This window comes from Phytopseudomonas straminea (assembly GCF_900112645.1).
In the GTDB taxonomy this organism is placed as follows: Bacteria; Pseudomonadota; Gammaproteobacteria; order Pseudomonadales; family Pseudomonadaceae; genus Aquipseudomonas; species Aquipseudomonas straminea.
Genome location: NZ_FOMO01000012.1, coordinates 75597 through 90481, shown reverse-complemented (window position 1 = coordinate 90481; position 14885 = coordinate 75597). Strand labels below are relative to the sequence as shown.

12 protein-coding genes are annotated in these 14885 nt (G+C 64.8%); 7 read left to right on the top strand and 5 right to left on the bottom strand.

Annotation, left to right across the window (positions count from 1 at the left end; all coding sequences use genetic code 11):
* The first annotated feature begins 5 nt into the window (after window positions 1-5).
* The 6 genes from BM279_RS21310 (at window position 6) to BM279_RS21285 (ending at window position 8275) form a co-directional block, all read left to right on the top strand.
* Window positions 6-545 carry a DUF3237 domain-containing protein gene (locus tag BM279_RS21310; protein WP_093507134.1) on the top strand — a complete coding sequence of 180 codons (540 nt, stop codon included), beginning with the start codon at window positions 6-8 and terminating at the stop codon, window positions 543-545.
* 403 nt (window positions 546-948) lie between these two features.
* Entirely contained in the window at window positions 949-1779 is an 831-nt protein-coding gene (locus tag BM279_RS21305) for a p-hydroxycinnamoyl CoA hydratase/lyase (protein WP_027910143.1), read from the top strand.
* A gap of 77 nt (window positions 1780-1856) precedes the next feature.
* A complete protein-coding gene (locus BM279_RS21300; RefSeq protein ID WP_093507132.1) occupies window positions 1857-3305 on the top strand; it encodes an aldehyde dehydrogenase in 1449 nt (482 codons plus the stop codon).
* A gap of 114 nt (window positions 3306-3419) precedes the next feature.
* Window positions 3420-5276 (top strand): feruloyl-CoA synthase, encoded by a 1857-nt coding sequence (locus BM279_RS21295; RefSeq protein WP_093507130.1) that lies wholly within the window; start codon window positions 3420-3422, stop codon window positions 5274-5276.
* Window positions 5273-6511, top strand: a complete 1239-nt coding sequence (locus tag BM279_RS21290) for a thiolase family protein (RefSeq protein ID WP_093507128.1) — start codon at window positions 5273-5275, stop codon at window positions 6509-6511. Before BM279_RS21295 ends, BM279_RS21290 begins: the two co-directional genes overlap by 4 nt.
* A gap of 24 nt (window positions 6512-6535) precedes the next feature.
* Entirely contained in the window at window positions 6536-8275 is a 1740-nt protein-coding gene (locus tag BM279_RS21285; protein WP_093507126.1) for an acyl-CoA dehydrogenase family protein, read from the top strand.
* Between the two features lie 178 nt (window positions 8276-8453).
* On the opposite strand, the gene BM279_RS21280 is transcribed toward BM279_RS21285, so the two are convergent.
* The 5 genes from BM279_RS21280 to BM279_RS21260 form a co-directional block, all read right to left on the bottom strand.
* Complete coding sequence (locus BM279_RS21280) at window positions 8454-8912, bottom strand: MarR family winged helix-turn-helix transcriptional regulator (RefSeq protein ID WP_093507181.1); 459 nt, start codon at window positions 8910-8912, stop codon at window positions 8454-8456.
* Window positions 8913-9054: 142 nt separating this feature from the next.
* Window positions 9055-9279: a ribosome modulation factor gene (rmf, locus tag BM279_RS21275; protein ID WP_027910149.1), complete on the bottom strand. Its 225-nt coding sequence runs from the start codon at window positions 9277-9279 to the stop codon at window positions 9055-9057.
* Window positions 9280-9412: 133 nt separating this feature from the next.
* Window positions 9413-10993, bottom strand: coding sequence for a glutamate--cysteine ligase (gene gshA / locus BM279_RS21270; RefSeq protein ID WP_093507124.1), 1581 nt, complete (start codon window positions 10991-10993; stop codon window positions 9413-9415).
* A gap of 157 nt (window positions 10994-11150) precedes the next feature.
* Complete coding sequence (locus tag BM279_RS21265) at window positions 11151-11540, bottom strand: PaaI family thioesterase (RefSeq protein ID WP_093507122.1); 390 nt, start codon at window positions 11538-11540, stop codon at window positions 11151-11153.
* A gap of 3 nt (window positions 11541-11543) precedes the next feature.
* Entirely contained in the window at window positions 11544-13871 is a 2328-nt protein-coding gene (locus BM279_RS21260) for a Tex family protein (RefSeq protein ID WP_093507120.1), read from the bottom strand.
* Window positions 13872-14138: 267 nt separating this feature from the next.
* Between BM279_RS21260 and ompR the strand changes: the two genes are divergently transcribed.
* On the top strand, window positions 14139-14876 hold the full coding sequence (gene ompR / locus BM279_RS21255) for an osmolarity response regulator transcription factor OmpR (RefSeq protein ID WP_013793112.1): 738 nt from the start codon (window positions 14139-14141) through the stop codon (window positions 14874-14876).
* Window positions 14877-14885: the final 9 nt, after the last annotated feature.

The window sequence follows — 14885 nt, the reverse complement described above, 5'->3', positions numbered from 1 at the left end:
GACCGATGAGCAGACTGACGCAATTGATTGGCCTGTTGCTATGCCTGGCAAGCAGCCTGGGCAATGCCGATGTGAGCACGCCGCCGCCGCTCAAGCTTGAACCCCTGGCGCGCTTCACCGTGAACCTCGAAGCGCCGGTCTGGGAGCTTGGTGCCGTTGGCCCGCAAGGCCAGCGGCGGATCATTCCGATCACCAGCGGGCACTTCGACGGCCCTGGCTTCAAGGGCAAGATTCTCGACAATGGCGCCGACTGGCAGCTGGTCGACAGCAATGGCCTGGCAATCATCGACACCCGCTACCTGTTGCAGACCGATGATGGCGCCCTGGTCTATCTGCAGACCAAGGGCTTTCGCCACGGCCCGGCCGAGGTACTGCTCAAGGTGGCCAAGGGCGAGCCGGTGGACCCGTCGCAGTATTACTTCCGCATCACCATGCAGTTCGAGACCGGCGACCCACGCTACAGCTGGCTCAATGGCATGGTCGGTGTGGGCAGTGCGATGCGCCTGCAGAAGACGGTGATTTACGACGGCTTCATTATGAAATGACCGGTGCTGCGGCGGCCTTGCGCCGCCGCACTTTTCTACAGGCAATAAAAAACCCGCCGAAGCGGGCTTTTACTGACCAATGCCAACATCCTGTCGGCTGCCATCCTAGCTATGGTCACGTCATCCATGACCCTGAGCACGTCCTGTGCTGCAGGTATGGGCATAGATTACGGCGCGGGCCGGGGTGTCACCAGAGCGAACCGGCGCGCCGTCGTGTAAGCCTTTGGCTATAGCGAAGCGCCAATGTGACTGATTCGAGGTTATTCGGACGTGTGAACAGGCGGCTTTGGAAGGTGAGTGTCCGAATTCGGCATAGATGGTGATTTTGATTAATGGTTAATTGACATAACTAATTTTCAGGATTAGCTTCTGTTCATCGACAACCAAAACAAGAGCATTCCCCATGAGCAAGTACGAAGGCCGCTGGCAAACCGTCAAGGTCGATGTCGAAGAAGGCATCGCCTGGGTCACCCTCAACCGCCCGGAAAAACGCAACGCCATGAGCCCGACCCTCAACCGCGAGATGGTCGAGATCCTCGAGGTGCTGGAGCAGGACGCCGAGGCCCGCGTACTGGTGCTGACCGGTGCTGGCGAGTCCTGGACCGCAGGCATGGACCTCAAGGAATACTTCCGCGAAGTGGACGCCGGCCCGGAAATTCTTCAGGAGAAGATTCGCCGCGAGGCCTCGCAGTGGCAGTGGAAACTGCTGCGCATGTACGCCAAGCCGACCATCGCCATGGTCAACGGCTGGTGCTTCGGTGGCGGTTTCAGCCCGCTGGTGGCCTGTGACCTGGCGATCTGCGCCGACGAAGCGACCTTCGGTCTCTCGGAAATCAACTGGGGCATCCCGCCGGGGAACCTGGTCAGCAAGGCCATGGCCGACACCGTAGGCCATCGCCAGTCGCTGTACTACATCATGACCGGCAAGACCTTCGACGGTAAGAAGGCCGCCGAGATGGGCCTGGTCAACGAAAGCGTGCCGCTGGCCCAGCTGCGCGACACCACCCTGGAACTGGCGCGCAACCTGCTGGAAAAAAATCCGGTGGTGCTGCGTGCCGCCAAGCACGGCTTCAAGCGTTGCCGCGAGCTGACCTGGGAGCAGAACGAGGATTACCTGTATGCCAAGCTCGACCAGTCGCGTTTGCTGGACGAAGAAGGCGGCCGCGAGCAGGGTATGAAGCAGTTCCTCGACGACAAGACCATCAAGCCCGGTCTGCAGGCCTACAAGCGCTGATCACCTAGCCTTGTATTACGCGGCGTCCGCCATGGCGTCGCGAGCGTTTCCGACAACGACAACAATGAGGAATCACCATGCTGGACGTGCCCCTGCTGATCGGCGGCCGCTCGTGCCCCTCCCGCGACGAGCGCACCTTCGAACGTCGTAACCCGGTAACCGGCGAGGTGGTATCGCGCGTCGCCGCCGCCACCCTTGAAGATGCCGACGCTGCGGTGGCTGCCGCCCAGGCCGCGTTTCCCGCCTGGGCGGCGCTGGCGCCCAACGAACGGCGCACGCGCCTGCTCAAGGCGGCTGAGCAGATGCAGGCACGCGCCAGCGAGTTCATCGCCGCCGCCGGGGAAACCGGGGCCATGGCCAACTGGTACGGCTTCAACGTGCACCTGGCCAGCAACATGCTGCGTGAGGCGGCGTCGCTGACCACCCAGGTCAACGGTGAGGTGATTCCTTCCGACGTGCCCGGCAGTTTCGCCATGGCGCTGCGCCAACCCTGCGGTGTGGTGCTGGGTATCGCGCCGTGGAACGCCCCAGTGATTCTCGCCACTCGCGCCATCGTCATGCCGCTGGCCTGCGGCAACACCGTGGTGCTCAAGGCGTCCGAGCTGAGCCCCGCCGTTCACCGGCTGATCGGCCAGGTGCTGCAGGATGCCGGCTTGGGTGACGGCGTGGTCAACGTGATCAGCAACGCGCCGGCCGACGCCGCGGCGATCGTCGAACGGCTGATTGCCAACCCGGCGGTACGGCGGGTCAACTTCACCGGCTCGACCAAGGTCGGGCGCATCGTCGGCGAGCTGTCCGCCCGGCACCTCAAACCGGCTCTGCTGGAGCTCGGTGGCAAGGCCCCGTTCTTGGTACTCGACGATGCCGACCTGGACGCCGCCGTCGAAGCCGCGGCGTTCGGGGCCTATTTCAATCAGGGGCAGATCTGCATGTCCACCGAGCGCCTGGTGGTCGATAGCAAAGTGGCCGACACCTTCGTCGCCAAACTGGCAGCGAAGATCGCTACCCTGCGTGCCGGTGACCCGGCCGACAGCGCTTCGGTGCTCGGCTCGCTGGTCGACACCTCGGCAGGCGAGCGCATCAAGGCGCTGGTCGACGATGCCGTTGGCAAGGGCGCGAAGTTGATCGCTGGCGGCCAGGTCGAGGGCAGCATCATGCAGGCGACGCTGCTCGACCACGTCACCCCGGCGATGCGCCTGTATGCCGAGGAGTCCTTCGGGCCGGTTGCCGTGGTGCTGCGCGGCAGTGGCGACGAAGAGTTGCTGCGCCTGGCCAACGACTCCGAGTTCGGCCTGTCGTCGGCGATCTTCAGTCGCGATACCACCCGCGCGCTGGCCCTTGCCCAGCGCGTCGAGTCGGGCATCTGCCATATCAACGGGCCGACCGTGCACGACGAGGCGCAGATGCCCTTCGGCGGCGTCAAGGCCAGTGGCTACGGCAGTTTCGGCGGCAAGTCGGCCATCGAACAGTTCACCCAGTTGCGCTGGGTGACCCTGCAGAACGGCCCGCGGCATTACCCGATCTAGCCCAGCGTTTGCGACATTCCTGCGTGTACCGGCTGCCTCGATGACGAGGCGGTGCGGTGCTGCGTGACGACAAGAACAACAGGGGCGAGTCAGTCGCCCGCGTGGAGAAACGAAGTGAACGCCAATTCCGGACCGCGTTATCGCCAGGTGTCCATCGGCCGTTCGGCCGTTGAGGTCAGCGAGCGTCAGGGTGTGTTGCACATGCGCTCGCTGGAACCGCTGGCGCCCTTGCCGCCGCGTTTGCTCGATCGCCTGGTGCACTGGGCTGAGGTGCGTGGCGAGCAGACCTTTCTGACCGTGCGCGGCGAGAATGGCGAGTGGCAGCACACCAGTTATGCACAGATGCTCGACGCGGTGCGCGCCATCGCCCAGTGTCTGCTCGGCTTCGGGCTGAGCGCCGAGCGCCCCCTGGCGATTCTTTCCGGTAATGGCCTGCAGCACCTGCAGATCGCCCTTGGCGCCATGTACGCGGGCATCCCGTACTGCCCGGTGTCGCCAGCCTATTCGCTGATGTCCCAGGATCACGCCAAGCTGCGCCATGTTTGCGACCTGCTGCGGCCGGGCCTGGTGTTCGTCGACAATGCTGCGCCATTCCAGCGCGCCATCGACGCCGTGCTGCCTGCCGATGTGCCAGTAGTCACCGTGAGGGGCGATGTGGCAGGGCGGCGTATCATCGATTTCGCCAGCCTCCTGGCCCAGCCAGGCGGCGCCGAGGCCGAAGCCGCCTTCGTCGCCACCGGCCCGGATACCATCGCCAAGTTCCTGTTCACCTCCGGCTCGACCAAGCTGCCCAAGGCGGTGGTCACCACTCAGCGCATGCTTTGCGCCAACCAGCAGATGCTGCTGCAGACCTTCCCGGTGTTCGGGGAAGAGCCGCCGGTGCTGGTCGACTGGCTGCCGTGGAACCACACCTTTGGCGGCAGCCACAACCTGGGCATCGTGCTTTACAACGGCGGCACCTTCTATCTCGATGACGGCAAGCCGACGCCCCAGGGCATGGCCGAAACCCTGCGCAACCTGGGCGAGATTTCCCCGACCGCCTACCTGACTGTGCCCAAGGGCTGGGAAGAGCTGGTCAACGCCCTGGAGCAGGACGCGGCACTGCGTGAGCGCTTTTTCGCACGCATCAAGCTGTTCTTCTTCGCCGCCGCCGGGCTGTCCCAGAGCATCTGGGACCGCCTCGACCGCATCGCCGAGCAGCATAGCGGTGAGCGCATTCGCATGATGGCCGGCCTGGGCATGACCGAGGCGTCGCCGTCGTGCACCTTCACCACCGGGCCGCTGTCCATGGCCGGTTATGTCGGCCTGCCGGCACCGGGTTGCGAGGTGCGCCTGGTGCCGGTCGACGGCAAGCTGGAAGGACGCTTTCGCGGGCCGCACATCATGCCCGGCTACTGGCGTGCCGAGCAGCAGACCGCCGAGGTGTTCGACGAAGACGGCTTCTACTGCTCCGGCGATGCGCTCAAGCTGGCCGACCCGCGCAATCCGCAACTGGGCCTGATGTTCGACGGGCGCATCGCCGAAGACTTCAAGCTGTCGTCCGGGGTGTTCGTCAGCGTCGGCCCGCTGCGTAACCGCGCCGTGCTGGAAGGCTCGCCCTACGTGCAGGACGTGGTGGTCGCTGCGCCGGACCGCGAATGCCTGGGCTTGCTGGTGTTCCCGCGCCTCTATGAATGCCGGCAACTTTCTGGCCTGGCGGCGGACGCCAGCGACGCCGAGGTGCTGGCCAGCGCCGCGGTTCGTGGCTGGTTCGCCGATTGGCTGCAGCGCCTCAACCGCGAGGCCACCGGCAATGCCACGCGGCTGGAATGGATCGCTCTGATGAGCCAGGCGCCGTCCATCGATCGCGGCGAGATCACCGACAAGGGCTCGATCAACCAGCGTGCCGTGCTGCAGTGGCGCGCCGAGCAGGTCGAAGCGCTGTACCGCGGTCGTGACGAGTCGATCCTGCGTGCCGAGTCGCGACCGTGAACAGCGGCCAGTTCAGTGCATTCGAGGATGTGGCCATCATCGAGGCGCTGCGCACGCCCTGGAGTGATCTGAACGGGCCGCTGGCCCAGGTCTCACCTATCGACCTGGGCATCAAGGTCGGCCGCGCCGTGCTGGCACGTGCTGCTCTTGACCCGGCGGCGGTGGACGGCGTGTTCGCCGGCTCCATGGCCCAGGCCAGTTTCGATGCCTATATGTTGCCGCGCCATATCGGCCTATACAGCGGCGTGCCGCAGCAGGTGCCGGCGCTGGCGGTGCAGCGCATCTGCGGCACAGGCCTGGAGTTGCTGCGCCAGGGCGCCATGCACTTGCAGTGTGGCGGGCAGCTGGCGCTATGCGTGGGCAGCGAGTCGATGTCGCGCAACCCGATTGCCAGCTATGAACACCGCGGCGGCTTTCGTCTCGGCGCGCCGGTCGGCTTCAAGGATTTTCTCTGGGAAGCTCTGCTGGACCCGGCGCCGGGCGTGGACATGATCGCCACCGCCGAGCGCCTGACCCACGAATACGGCATCAGCCGCGAGCAGGTGGACGCCTTCGCCTTGGGCAGTCATCAACGTGCTCTGCAGGCCCGCGACAGCGGCTGGCTGGCCGAGGAGATCGTCGCTGTCGGCAATGAACGTTTCGAGCTGGACGGTTATCAGGCTCGCGGCATCGAGCTACCCAGGCGAGTTGCCGAGGTGACGCAGGATACGCACCCGCGACCCACCGATGCCGAGGCGCTGGGGCGCCTGAGCGCCATTCACCCTGGCGGTGTGCAGACCGCCGGCAACAGCTGCGCGGTGGTCGATGGTGCGGCGGCGGCGCTGGTCGGGCGAGCCTCCGATTGCATACGTTCGCCTCTGGCGCTGCTGCGTGCCTCCAGTGTGGTTGGTGTGGCGCCGGAGATCATGGGCATCGGCCCTGTGCCGGCTATTCAACTGCTGCTGCAGCGCAGCGGCCTGGGGCTCGATGAGATCGGTCTGCTGGAAATCAACGAGGCCCAGGGCGCCCAGGTGCTGGCGGTCAGTCAGGCGCTTGAGCTGAACCCTTCTCGGCTGAATCAGCGCGGCGGCTCCATCGCCCTAGGCCATCCGCTGGCGGCTACCGGCTTGCGCCTGTTGATGACCCTGGCGAGACAGTTGCGTGAAGCCAATCTGCGTTACGGCATTGCCGCGGCCTGCATCGGTGGCGGGCAGGGCATGGCGCTGCTGATCGAGAACCCGGGCTACCAGGCCTGAGGCCGTTCTACAGGGAGGCTCACCATGTGGCAGTACCAGGCGCCGCTGCGCGACATGCGTTTCGTGCTCGAACACTGGCTACAGGCGCCGGCTAGCTGGGCTGAGTCGCCGGCCTTCGCCGAGGTCGACTTGCCCCTGGCCTTGCAGGTCCTGGAGGAGGCCGCACGTTTCAGCTCCGGCGTGCTGGCGCCGCTCAATGCCAGCGGGGATCGCCAGGGTTGTCGCTGGCAGGCCGGCGAGGTCCGCACGCCAGACGGTTTCGCCGCCGCCTATCGCACCTATGTGGAGGGCGGCTGGCCGGCTCTGGCCTGTGCGCCCGAGCACGGCGGCCAGGGCTTACCGCAGGTGCTGGACGCAGCGCTGCAGGAAATGCTCTATGCCAGTAACCATGCCTTCTCGATGTACACCGGCATCGCCCACGGCGCCTACCTTTGTTTGCAGGCCCATGCGCCGCAGGCGCTCAGGGAGCGCTATCTGCCGGCCATCGTCAGCGGGGAAATCCTGCCGACCATGTGCCTCACCGAGCCTCAGGCCGGCAGCGACGTTGGCCTGTTGCGTTGCCGCGCCGAGCTTCAGGACGACGGCAGTTACCATCTCACCGGCAGCAAGCTGTTCATCTCCGGCGGCGAGCACGACCTGACCGACGACATCCTGCATCTGGTGCTGGCGCGCCTACCGGATGCGCCGGCAGGCACCCGCGGCATCTCCCTGTTTCTGGTGCCCAAGCGGCTGGACGACGGCAGTCGCAATGCCGTGCGCTGCGACGGCATCGAGCACAAGATGGGCATCAGGGGCAGCGCCACCTGCTCGCTGAGTTTCGACGGCGCTCAAGGCTGGTTGATTGGCGAGGCGAATCACGGTCTGGCCGCGTTGTTCGTGATGATGAACTCGGCGCGCTTGCATGTTGGTTTGCAGGGGCTCGGGCATGCCGAGGCGGCCTGGCAGAATGCGGCGGATTACGCCCGCGAACGTCGGCAGATGCGTGCGCCAGCCCGACCGGAAGGCGTTGCCGCTGCCCCTGCCGACCCCATCCATTATCACCCGGCCATGCGCCTGGCGCTGCTGCGCTTGCGCGCGGTCAGCCAGGGACTGCGCGCCATCGGTTACTGGGGCGCGCACCTGCTCGATCAGGCCGAGTATGCCGCGCTTGAAAGCGAACGCCAGCGCGCCGCACGCCTGGCCGGGCTGCTGACGCCTGTGATCAAGGCATTCTTCACCGACCAGGGGTTCCATCTGGCCAGCGAGGCGCTGCAGGTGTTCGGCGGCTATGGCTACACCGCGGAATACGCCATCGAGCAGACCCTGCGCGACAGCCGTATCGCCATGATCTACGAAGGCAGCAACGAGATTCAGGCCAACGACCTGTTATTGCGCAAGGTGCTGGGCGATGGCGGCGCAGCTCTGGATGAGTTGCTGGCGGTGTTCGAGCAGGAAGTGGCGGCGGGTGGCGAATATGCCGATTCGTTGAAAAAGCTGTGCGCCAATGTGCAGGGTTTGGTGAAAGGAATCTTCGCGAATGCCGAGAGCGACAGCGAGTACCCGTACCGAATCGCCGGCGATTTTCTGCATCTGCTCGGTTGGGTACTGCTGGCGTTCGCCTGGGCGCGCTCGTCACGCCTGGCTGCGCCGTTGCTCGTCGAGGATCCCTGGTATCAAGAGAAGCTCGACAGCGCGGGGTTCTTCTTCACCTATCTGTTGCCGGAGACCGAGCTGCGCATCGCTAGGATCGAAGCAGCTCGTGCACCGCTGGCGTTTCTGGCTTGACGGCCGCTCTCGATCCGCCGGTGTGTGGCGTGTAGAGGAACGGTAGCAATAGTAGGGGTAGCCGTTCCCCTATCCGGTGGGAACGGGCCATGCCCGTGATTTTTCGCGGGCATGGCCCGCTCCCACAATGGATCAGTGATGCCCGATTCTGCCTTCAAACGGCTTCTCTCAAGCCGCCTTAGCCGTTGACCTTATGCAGCAATCGTAGCAGCTGCGCACGCTCATCCTCGTCCAGGGCAGCGGTGGCCGCTTCATCGCTGGCTACAGCGATGGCCTTGAGTTTGCCGAGTAGGGCAATACCGGCTTTGGTGAGAAATACGCCATAGGCGCGTTTGTCCTGCACGCCGCGCACGCGCTGGGCCAGGCCACGGCTTTCCAGCTTGTTGAGCAGCGGCACCAGTTGCGGCGGCTCGATGGCCAGTTGGCGCGCCAGATCCGCCTGCATCAGGCCTGGCTCGTTGTCGATGATCACCATGGCGGTGAACTGTGCCGGGCGCAGGTCATGCTCGGCCAGCTTGCCGACCAGGTGCTGGAAGACCTTCATCTGGGCGCGGCGCAGCGCGTAGCCGACCAGGGTATCCAGCCAGTTGTCAGGCAATGCATCGCCTCCACTCTGGGGCAGCGGCGAGATGTCCATTTGGCTGGAAGTGTTGCTCATGACGGGAGGCTTCTTCAGTTAAGCGAATTAAGCATTCTGCACGCTGGCGCAGCAACTGGCCAGTAGCGTGCGGGAAGGTCGCAAGGTGGATTTAGCCTGAGCGGGGCTTTTAGGCGGGAGGTCAGGCGCGTTTTTTGGTGTGCGGGGAGCGGTTAAGCTTCTCCGCACTGAGCCGGCGCTGGCCTTCGCCGTCGACCCAGCCGGCTTCCCAGGCGGCTGCGGGAATGCTGTCGGCAAAGGGCAGGCTGTCCGAGGCGTTGCCGGCCAGGCCGGCCATATAGCCCTGCTGGTAGGCCTTGGTCAGGCTTTCCAGGCTCCAGTGCTGCTTGTCGTCGTGTTGGCTCATGGGCGGTTCGCTAAGCGTGCTTGCAATCCATGCTAGCCAAATCCGCCAGGCCGAACCCGTCCACCGGTCACGGATTTATGACCACTGGTTTTTTTTGTGACGCAGTCGTCGTGGGCCAGGCGCCTGGCCCCGTTCACACGGCCAGGGCGAGAATGCTGGCCTGGTAGGCGGCGGCAAAACTGTCGAAGTCGCCTTCCTCGTGTGTTTCGAGTTCGGCCTGCTCCTGCAGTGAGCGCTGTGCAGCCTGCTCGAACTCGGCCTGTTGCTCGGCGCTCAGCGGCTGGCCACGGAAATGCTCGGCATGACGCTTGCTCTGGCGCAGCGCAAAGGCGGCGAAGGTTTCGCCTTTCTGCAGTTCGGCCAGCACCTGGGCCGACGGCGTCAGGCTGGCATCGTCGATTTTCGCGCGCTGGGCCTGCAGAGCGGCGCCGTGGGCGTCCGTTCCCTGGCTGCGATCGAGCAGCTCGCTGATCGCTTCGATACCGTCGAGCAGCTCGTGGGCCCAGGTCTGCAAGACCACCGGCGCGCCGTGACGTTGCAGGTGCAGGCCCGGCCGGCGGCCGTCCTTGACCACCTTGAGGAAGTTGTCCGAGCAGCTGCCGCATTCGCCATTGCTCAGCTGCGGGCTGTCCTGCAGGGCGCAGTACAGCAGGAAGGTGTCGAGGAAGCGCGACTCGGCAAGGTCGATGCCCATCGGCAGGAACGGGTTGATGTCCAGGCAGCGCGCTTCGACGTACTGCACGCCACGGGCCATCAGTGCCTGGATCGGCCGCTCGCCGCTGTAGGTCACGCGCTTCGGGCGGATGTTGGAGTAGTACTCGTTTTCGATCTGCAGGATGTTGGTGTTGAGCTGCAGCCACTCGCCGTCCTTTTTGGTGCCGATGTTCACATAGGGCGGATAAGGTGTGCCGACGGCCTGGCGCAGGCTGTCGGTGTAACTGGCCAGGTCGTTGTAGCAGGGCGTCAGCCCGGCCTGGGCTTCGCTCTGGTAACCCAGGTCGCTCATGCGCAGGCTGGTGGCATAGGGCAGGTACAGGGTGTCGGCGTCCAGCTCCTGGAGCTGGTGCGGACGGCCGCGCATGAAGTTCTTGTCCAGTGCCGGCGAGGCGCCGAACAGGTACATCAGCAGCCAGCTGTAGCGGCGGAAGTTGCGGATCAGCGCGATGTAGCGCGACGACTGATACTCACGCGCGCTGCGCCCGTCGCCTTCGGACTCCTGCAGCACGACCCACAGCTGCTCGGGCAGGGAGAAGTTGTAGTGAATGCCGGCGATGCACTGCATGGTCTTGCCGTAGCGCAGGGCCAGGCCCTTGCGGTACACGTATTTGAGCTGGCCGATATGCGAGCTGCCGTAGCGGGCGATCGGAATGACCTCCTCTTCGGGCAGCGGGCCTGGCATCGATGGGCTCCACAGGTATTCGCCGTCGAGCTTGCTGTACACGAAGCGGTGAATGCGATCGAGCTCGGCCAGGGTCTCGCTCGGGTCCACCGCGGTGGCGGTGATGAACTCGAGCAGGGACTCGGAATAGTCCGTGGTGATCTGCCCGTTGGTCAGCGCCGAGCCCAGCGCGGCGGGGTGCTCGCTCAGTGCCAGCTGGCCGCGTTCATCGACGCGCAGGCATTCACGCTCGATACCGTGCAGGCACTGGGAAAGCAGGGACAGGTTGGTGTGCTCGCCGAGCAGGGCCAGACGGCGGGAGAACAGGTCGCTCAAGATTGCATTCCTTCACGCAGCGGTCGCCCCAATATGGGGGTGGACGCTGGACTCTACAAGGGGCGAATTGCTGACGTTGGTCGTCTGGCGAAAGGGATGTACGTTCTAGCGACACACGCAGGCGGCTTTCAGGGCTCTGCTGCGCGTGACGTGGGCCTCAGAGGCACGCGAAGGTCGCCTGGGCCTTGGCCACCAGCTTGTCATGCTGGTGCACTTCAGCTTCGATGACCTGGGTACGGCGGCCGGCGTGGATGACCCAGGCGCGGCAGCTCAGGTCGCCTTCGGTAACGCCGCGGATGTAGTTGACCTTGCACTCCAGGGTCACGCTGCTCGGCTCGCCATCGGTAAGGCTGTGGCTGGCCTGGCCCATGGCGGTGTCGATCAGCGAGAACAGCGCGCCGCCGTGCAGCTTGCCGTGCAGGTTGCGCAGGCCGTCATGCATGCTCAGGGCGATGATTGCCTCACCGGCTTCGGCCTTGACGATTTGCAGGCCCAGCAGGCGCCCGAAGGCGCTGCTTTTGCCGATTTCATCCGCGGATTCACTCATCGCTTACTTCCTCAGCTGCTTGGCGTTGGCGAACAGCGCGGCCATGGCGGCATTGGCCGGAGCCGGTTTTTCCTGGCTGGAGTGGCGCTCGCTGCGCGGCGCCTGGCCACCTTTTCCACCACCCTGACGACCGCCGCCACGGGGACCATCGACTTTCTCGCCGGGGGTGTCGCTCATGCGCATCGACAGGGCGATGCGGTTGCGCGGGATGTCCACTTCCATGACCTTGACCTTGACCACGTCGCCGGCCTTGACCGCCTCGTGCGGGTCCTTGATGAATTTCTCGGACAGCGCCGAGATGTGCACCAGGCCGTCCTGGTGTACACCGATGTCGACGAAGGCGCCGAAGTTGGTCACGTTGGTGACCACGCCTTCGAGGATCATTCCCAGTTCGAGGTCTTTCAGCGTTTCTACACCTTCCTGGAACTCGGCGGTCTTGAACTCGGGACGCGGGTCGCGACCGGGTTTTTCCAGCTCGCTGAGAATGTCGCTGACGGTCACCTGGCCGAAGGTCTCGTCGGTGAACTTCTTCGGATCCAGGCGCTTGAGGAAGCCCGCATCGCCGATCAACGAACGGATGTCGCGACCAGTGTCGGCGGCGATGCGCTGTACCAGCGGGTAGGTTTCCGGGTGCACAGCGGAGGCGTCCAGCGGGTTGTCGCCATTCATCACGCGCAGGAAGCCGGCGGCCTGTTCGAAGGTCTTGTCGCCCAGGCGCGGTACTTTCTTCAGGGCGTCGCGGGTCTTGAAGGCGCCGTGAGCATCGCGGTGGGCGACGATGTTCTGCGCCAGGGTTGCGTTGAGGCCGGAAATACGCGCCAGCAGGGCGCTGGAGGCAGTGTTGACGTCCACGCCCACGGCGTTCACGCAGTCTTCCACCACGGCGTCCAGGCTGCGCGCCAGCTTCAGCTGGGACACATCGTGCTGGTACTGGCCGACGCCGATGGATTTCGGGTCGATCTTCACCAGCTCGGCCAGCGGGTCCTGCAGGCGACGGGCGATGGATACGGCGCCGCGCAGTGATACGTCCAGATCCGGAAACTCCTTGGCCGCCAGCTCCGAGGCCGAGTACACCGAGGCGCCGGCTTCGCTGACCATGATCTTGGTCATCTTCAGGCCCGGGTATTTCTTGATCAGCTCGATGGCCAGCTTGTCAGTCTCGCGGCTGGCGGTGCCGTTGCCGATGGCGATCAGGTCGACGCCATGCTTGGCGCACAGCTTGGCCAGCACGTTGAGGGTGCCGTCCCAGTCATTGCGCGGTGCGTGCGGGTAGACGGTGGCGGTGTCCAGCAGCTTGCCGGTGGCATCGACCACCGCCACCTTGCACCCGGTGCGCAGGCCCGGGTCGAGGCCCAGGGTTGCGCGCGGGCCTGCGGGGGCGGCCAGCAGCAGGTCGTGCAAGTTGCGGGCGAAGACGCTGATCGCCTCGTCCTCGGCGCCTTCACGCAGCTCGCCGAGCAAGTCGGTTTCCAGGTGGGTGTAGAGCTTGACCTTCCAGGTCCAGCGCACCACTTCGCCCAGCCACTTGTCGGCGGCGCGGCCCTGATTGGAAATGCCGAAACGCTCGGCGATCATGCCTTCGCACGGGTGCAGGGTGCCCGGCAGCTCTTCTCCGACCTTGAGGCTGGCGTTGAGGATGCCCTCGTTGCGACCGCGGAAGATCGCCAGGGCACGGTGCGACGGAGCGCCCTTGAGCTTCTCGTCATGTTCGAAGTAGTCGCGGAACTTGGCGCCTTCCTCTTCCTTGCCGGCTATAACGCGGGCGCTCAAGGTGGCGTTGTCCTTGAGGAAACCGCGCAGGCTGCTGAGCAGGCTGGCGTCCTCGGCGAAGCGCTCCATGAGGATGTACTTGGCGCCTTCGAGCACCGCCTTGGTGTCGGCGAAGCCTTTCTCGGCATCGATGAAGCGTGCCGCTTCGGTTTCCGGCGTCAGGCTCGGATCATTGAACAGCGCGTCGGCCAGTTCGCCGAGGCCGGCTTCCAGTGCGATCTGGCCCTTGGTGCGACGCTTCTGCTTGTAGGGCAGGTAGAGGTCTTCGAGGCGCGTCTTGGTGTCGGCGAGGTTGATTTCGCGGGTCAGCTCAGGAGTCAACTTACCCTGTTCCTCGATGCTGGCCAGGATGCTGGCGCGGCGATCGTCGAGCTCGCGCAGGTAGCGCAGGCGCTCTTCCAAGTTGCGCAGCTGGGTATCGTCGAGGCTGCCGGTGACTTCCTTGCGGTAGCGGGCGATGAACGGCACGGTGGAGCCTTCATCCAGCAGCTGTACGGCGGCGGCGACCTGTTGCGGGCGCACGCCCAGTTCTTCGGCGATACGGTTGTTGATGCTGAGCATAGAAGACATGAACCTGACTCGGAAACGATGAAGAACCGGCCTCGCTCAGGATGGCCGGACGATAAAGCGGCGCATTATAGCCACGCAAAGCTGCGCTCAGGCCACCTGCCGCTGGCGGCCGTCAGACCGCGAATCCGGGCGAAGTGCGCCAACGCCAGCGAAAAATCTGCTAACAATGGACAATACGTGGTCTATACGGCCTCTGAGCCATAATGCCGCCGTTCAGCCGGGCGCATCGCGCCGCGGACTCTCGGTCAAGGAGCCTCTATGAGCAGCACTGCAGTACAACCGGTCGAAGGCGAGAAGATTCTGATTGTCGATGACGACGCCCGCCTGCGTCGTTTGCTCGAGCGCTTCTTCGATGAACAGGGCTATCGCGTTCGCGCCGTTGAAAACGTCGAGCAGATGGACCGCCTGCTGTCGCGCGAGCTGTTCAACTTGGTGGTGCTCGACCTGATGCTGCCTGGTGAAGACGGCATGAGTGCCTGCCGCCGCCTGCGCGCCTCGAACAATCAGGTGCCGATCATCATGCTCACCGCCAAAGGTGACGAGGGCAGTCGCATCCAGGGTCTGGAAATCGGTGCCGACGATTACCTGGCCAAACCCTTCAACCCGCGCGAACTGCTGGCGCGCATCAAGGCCGTGCTGCGCCGCCAGGCGCCGGTGGTACCGGGCGCGCCGGGCAGCGAGGACGAGACCGTCACCTTCGGTGATTACGAGTTGTCCCTGGCCACCCGCGAGCTGAAGAAAGGCGACGAAGTCCATATGCTCACCACCGGCGAATTCGCGGTGCTCAAGGCGCTGGTGCAGCACGCCCGCGAGCCGCTGACCCGCGACAAGCTGATGAACCTGGCCCGCGGTCGCGAGTGGGACGCCCTGGAGCGTTCCATCGACGTACAGATTTCCCGCCTGCGCCGGTTGATCGAGCCCGACCCGTCCAAGCCACGCTATATCCAGACGGTCTGGGGCGTGGGGTATGTGTTCGTGCCGGACGGCAACAAATAAAACCGTTAT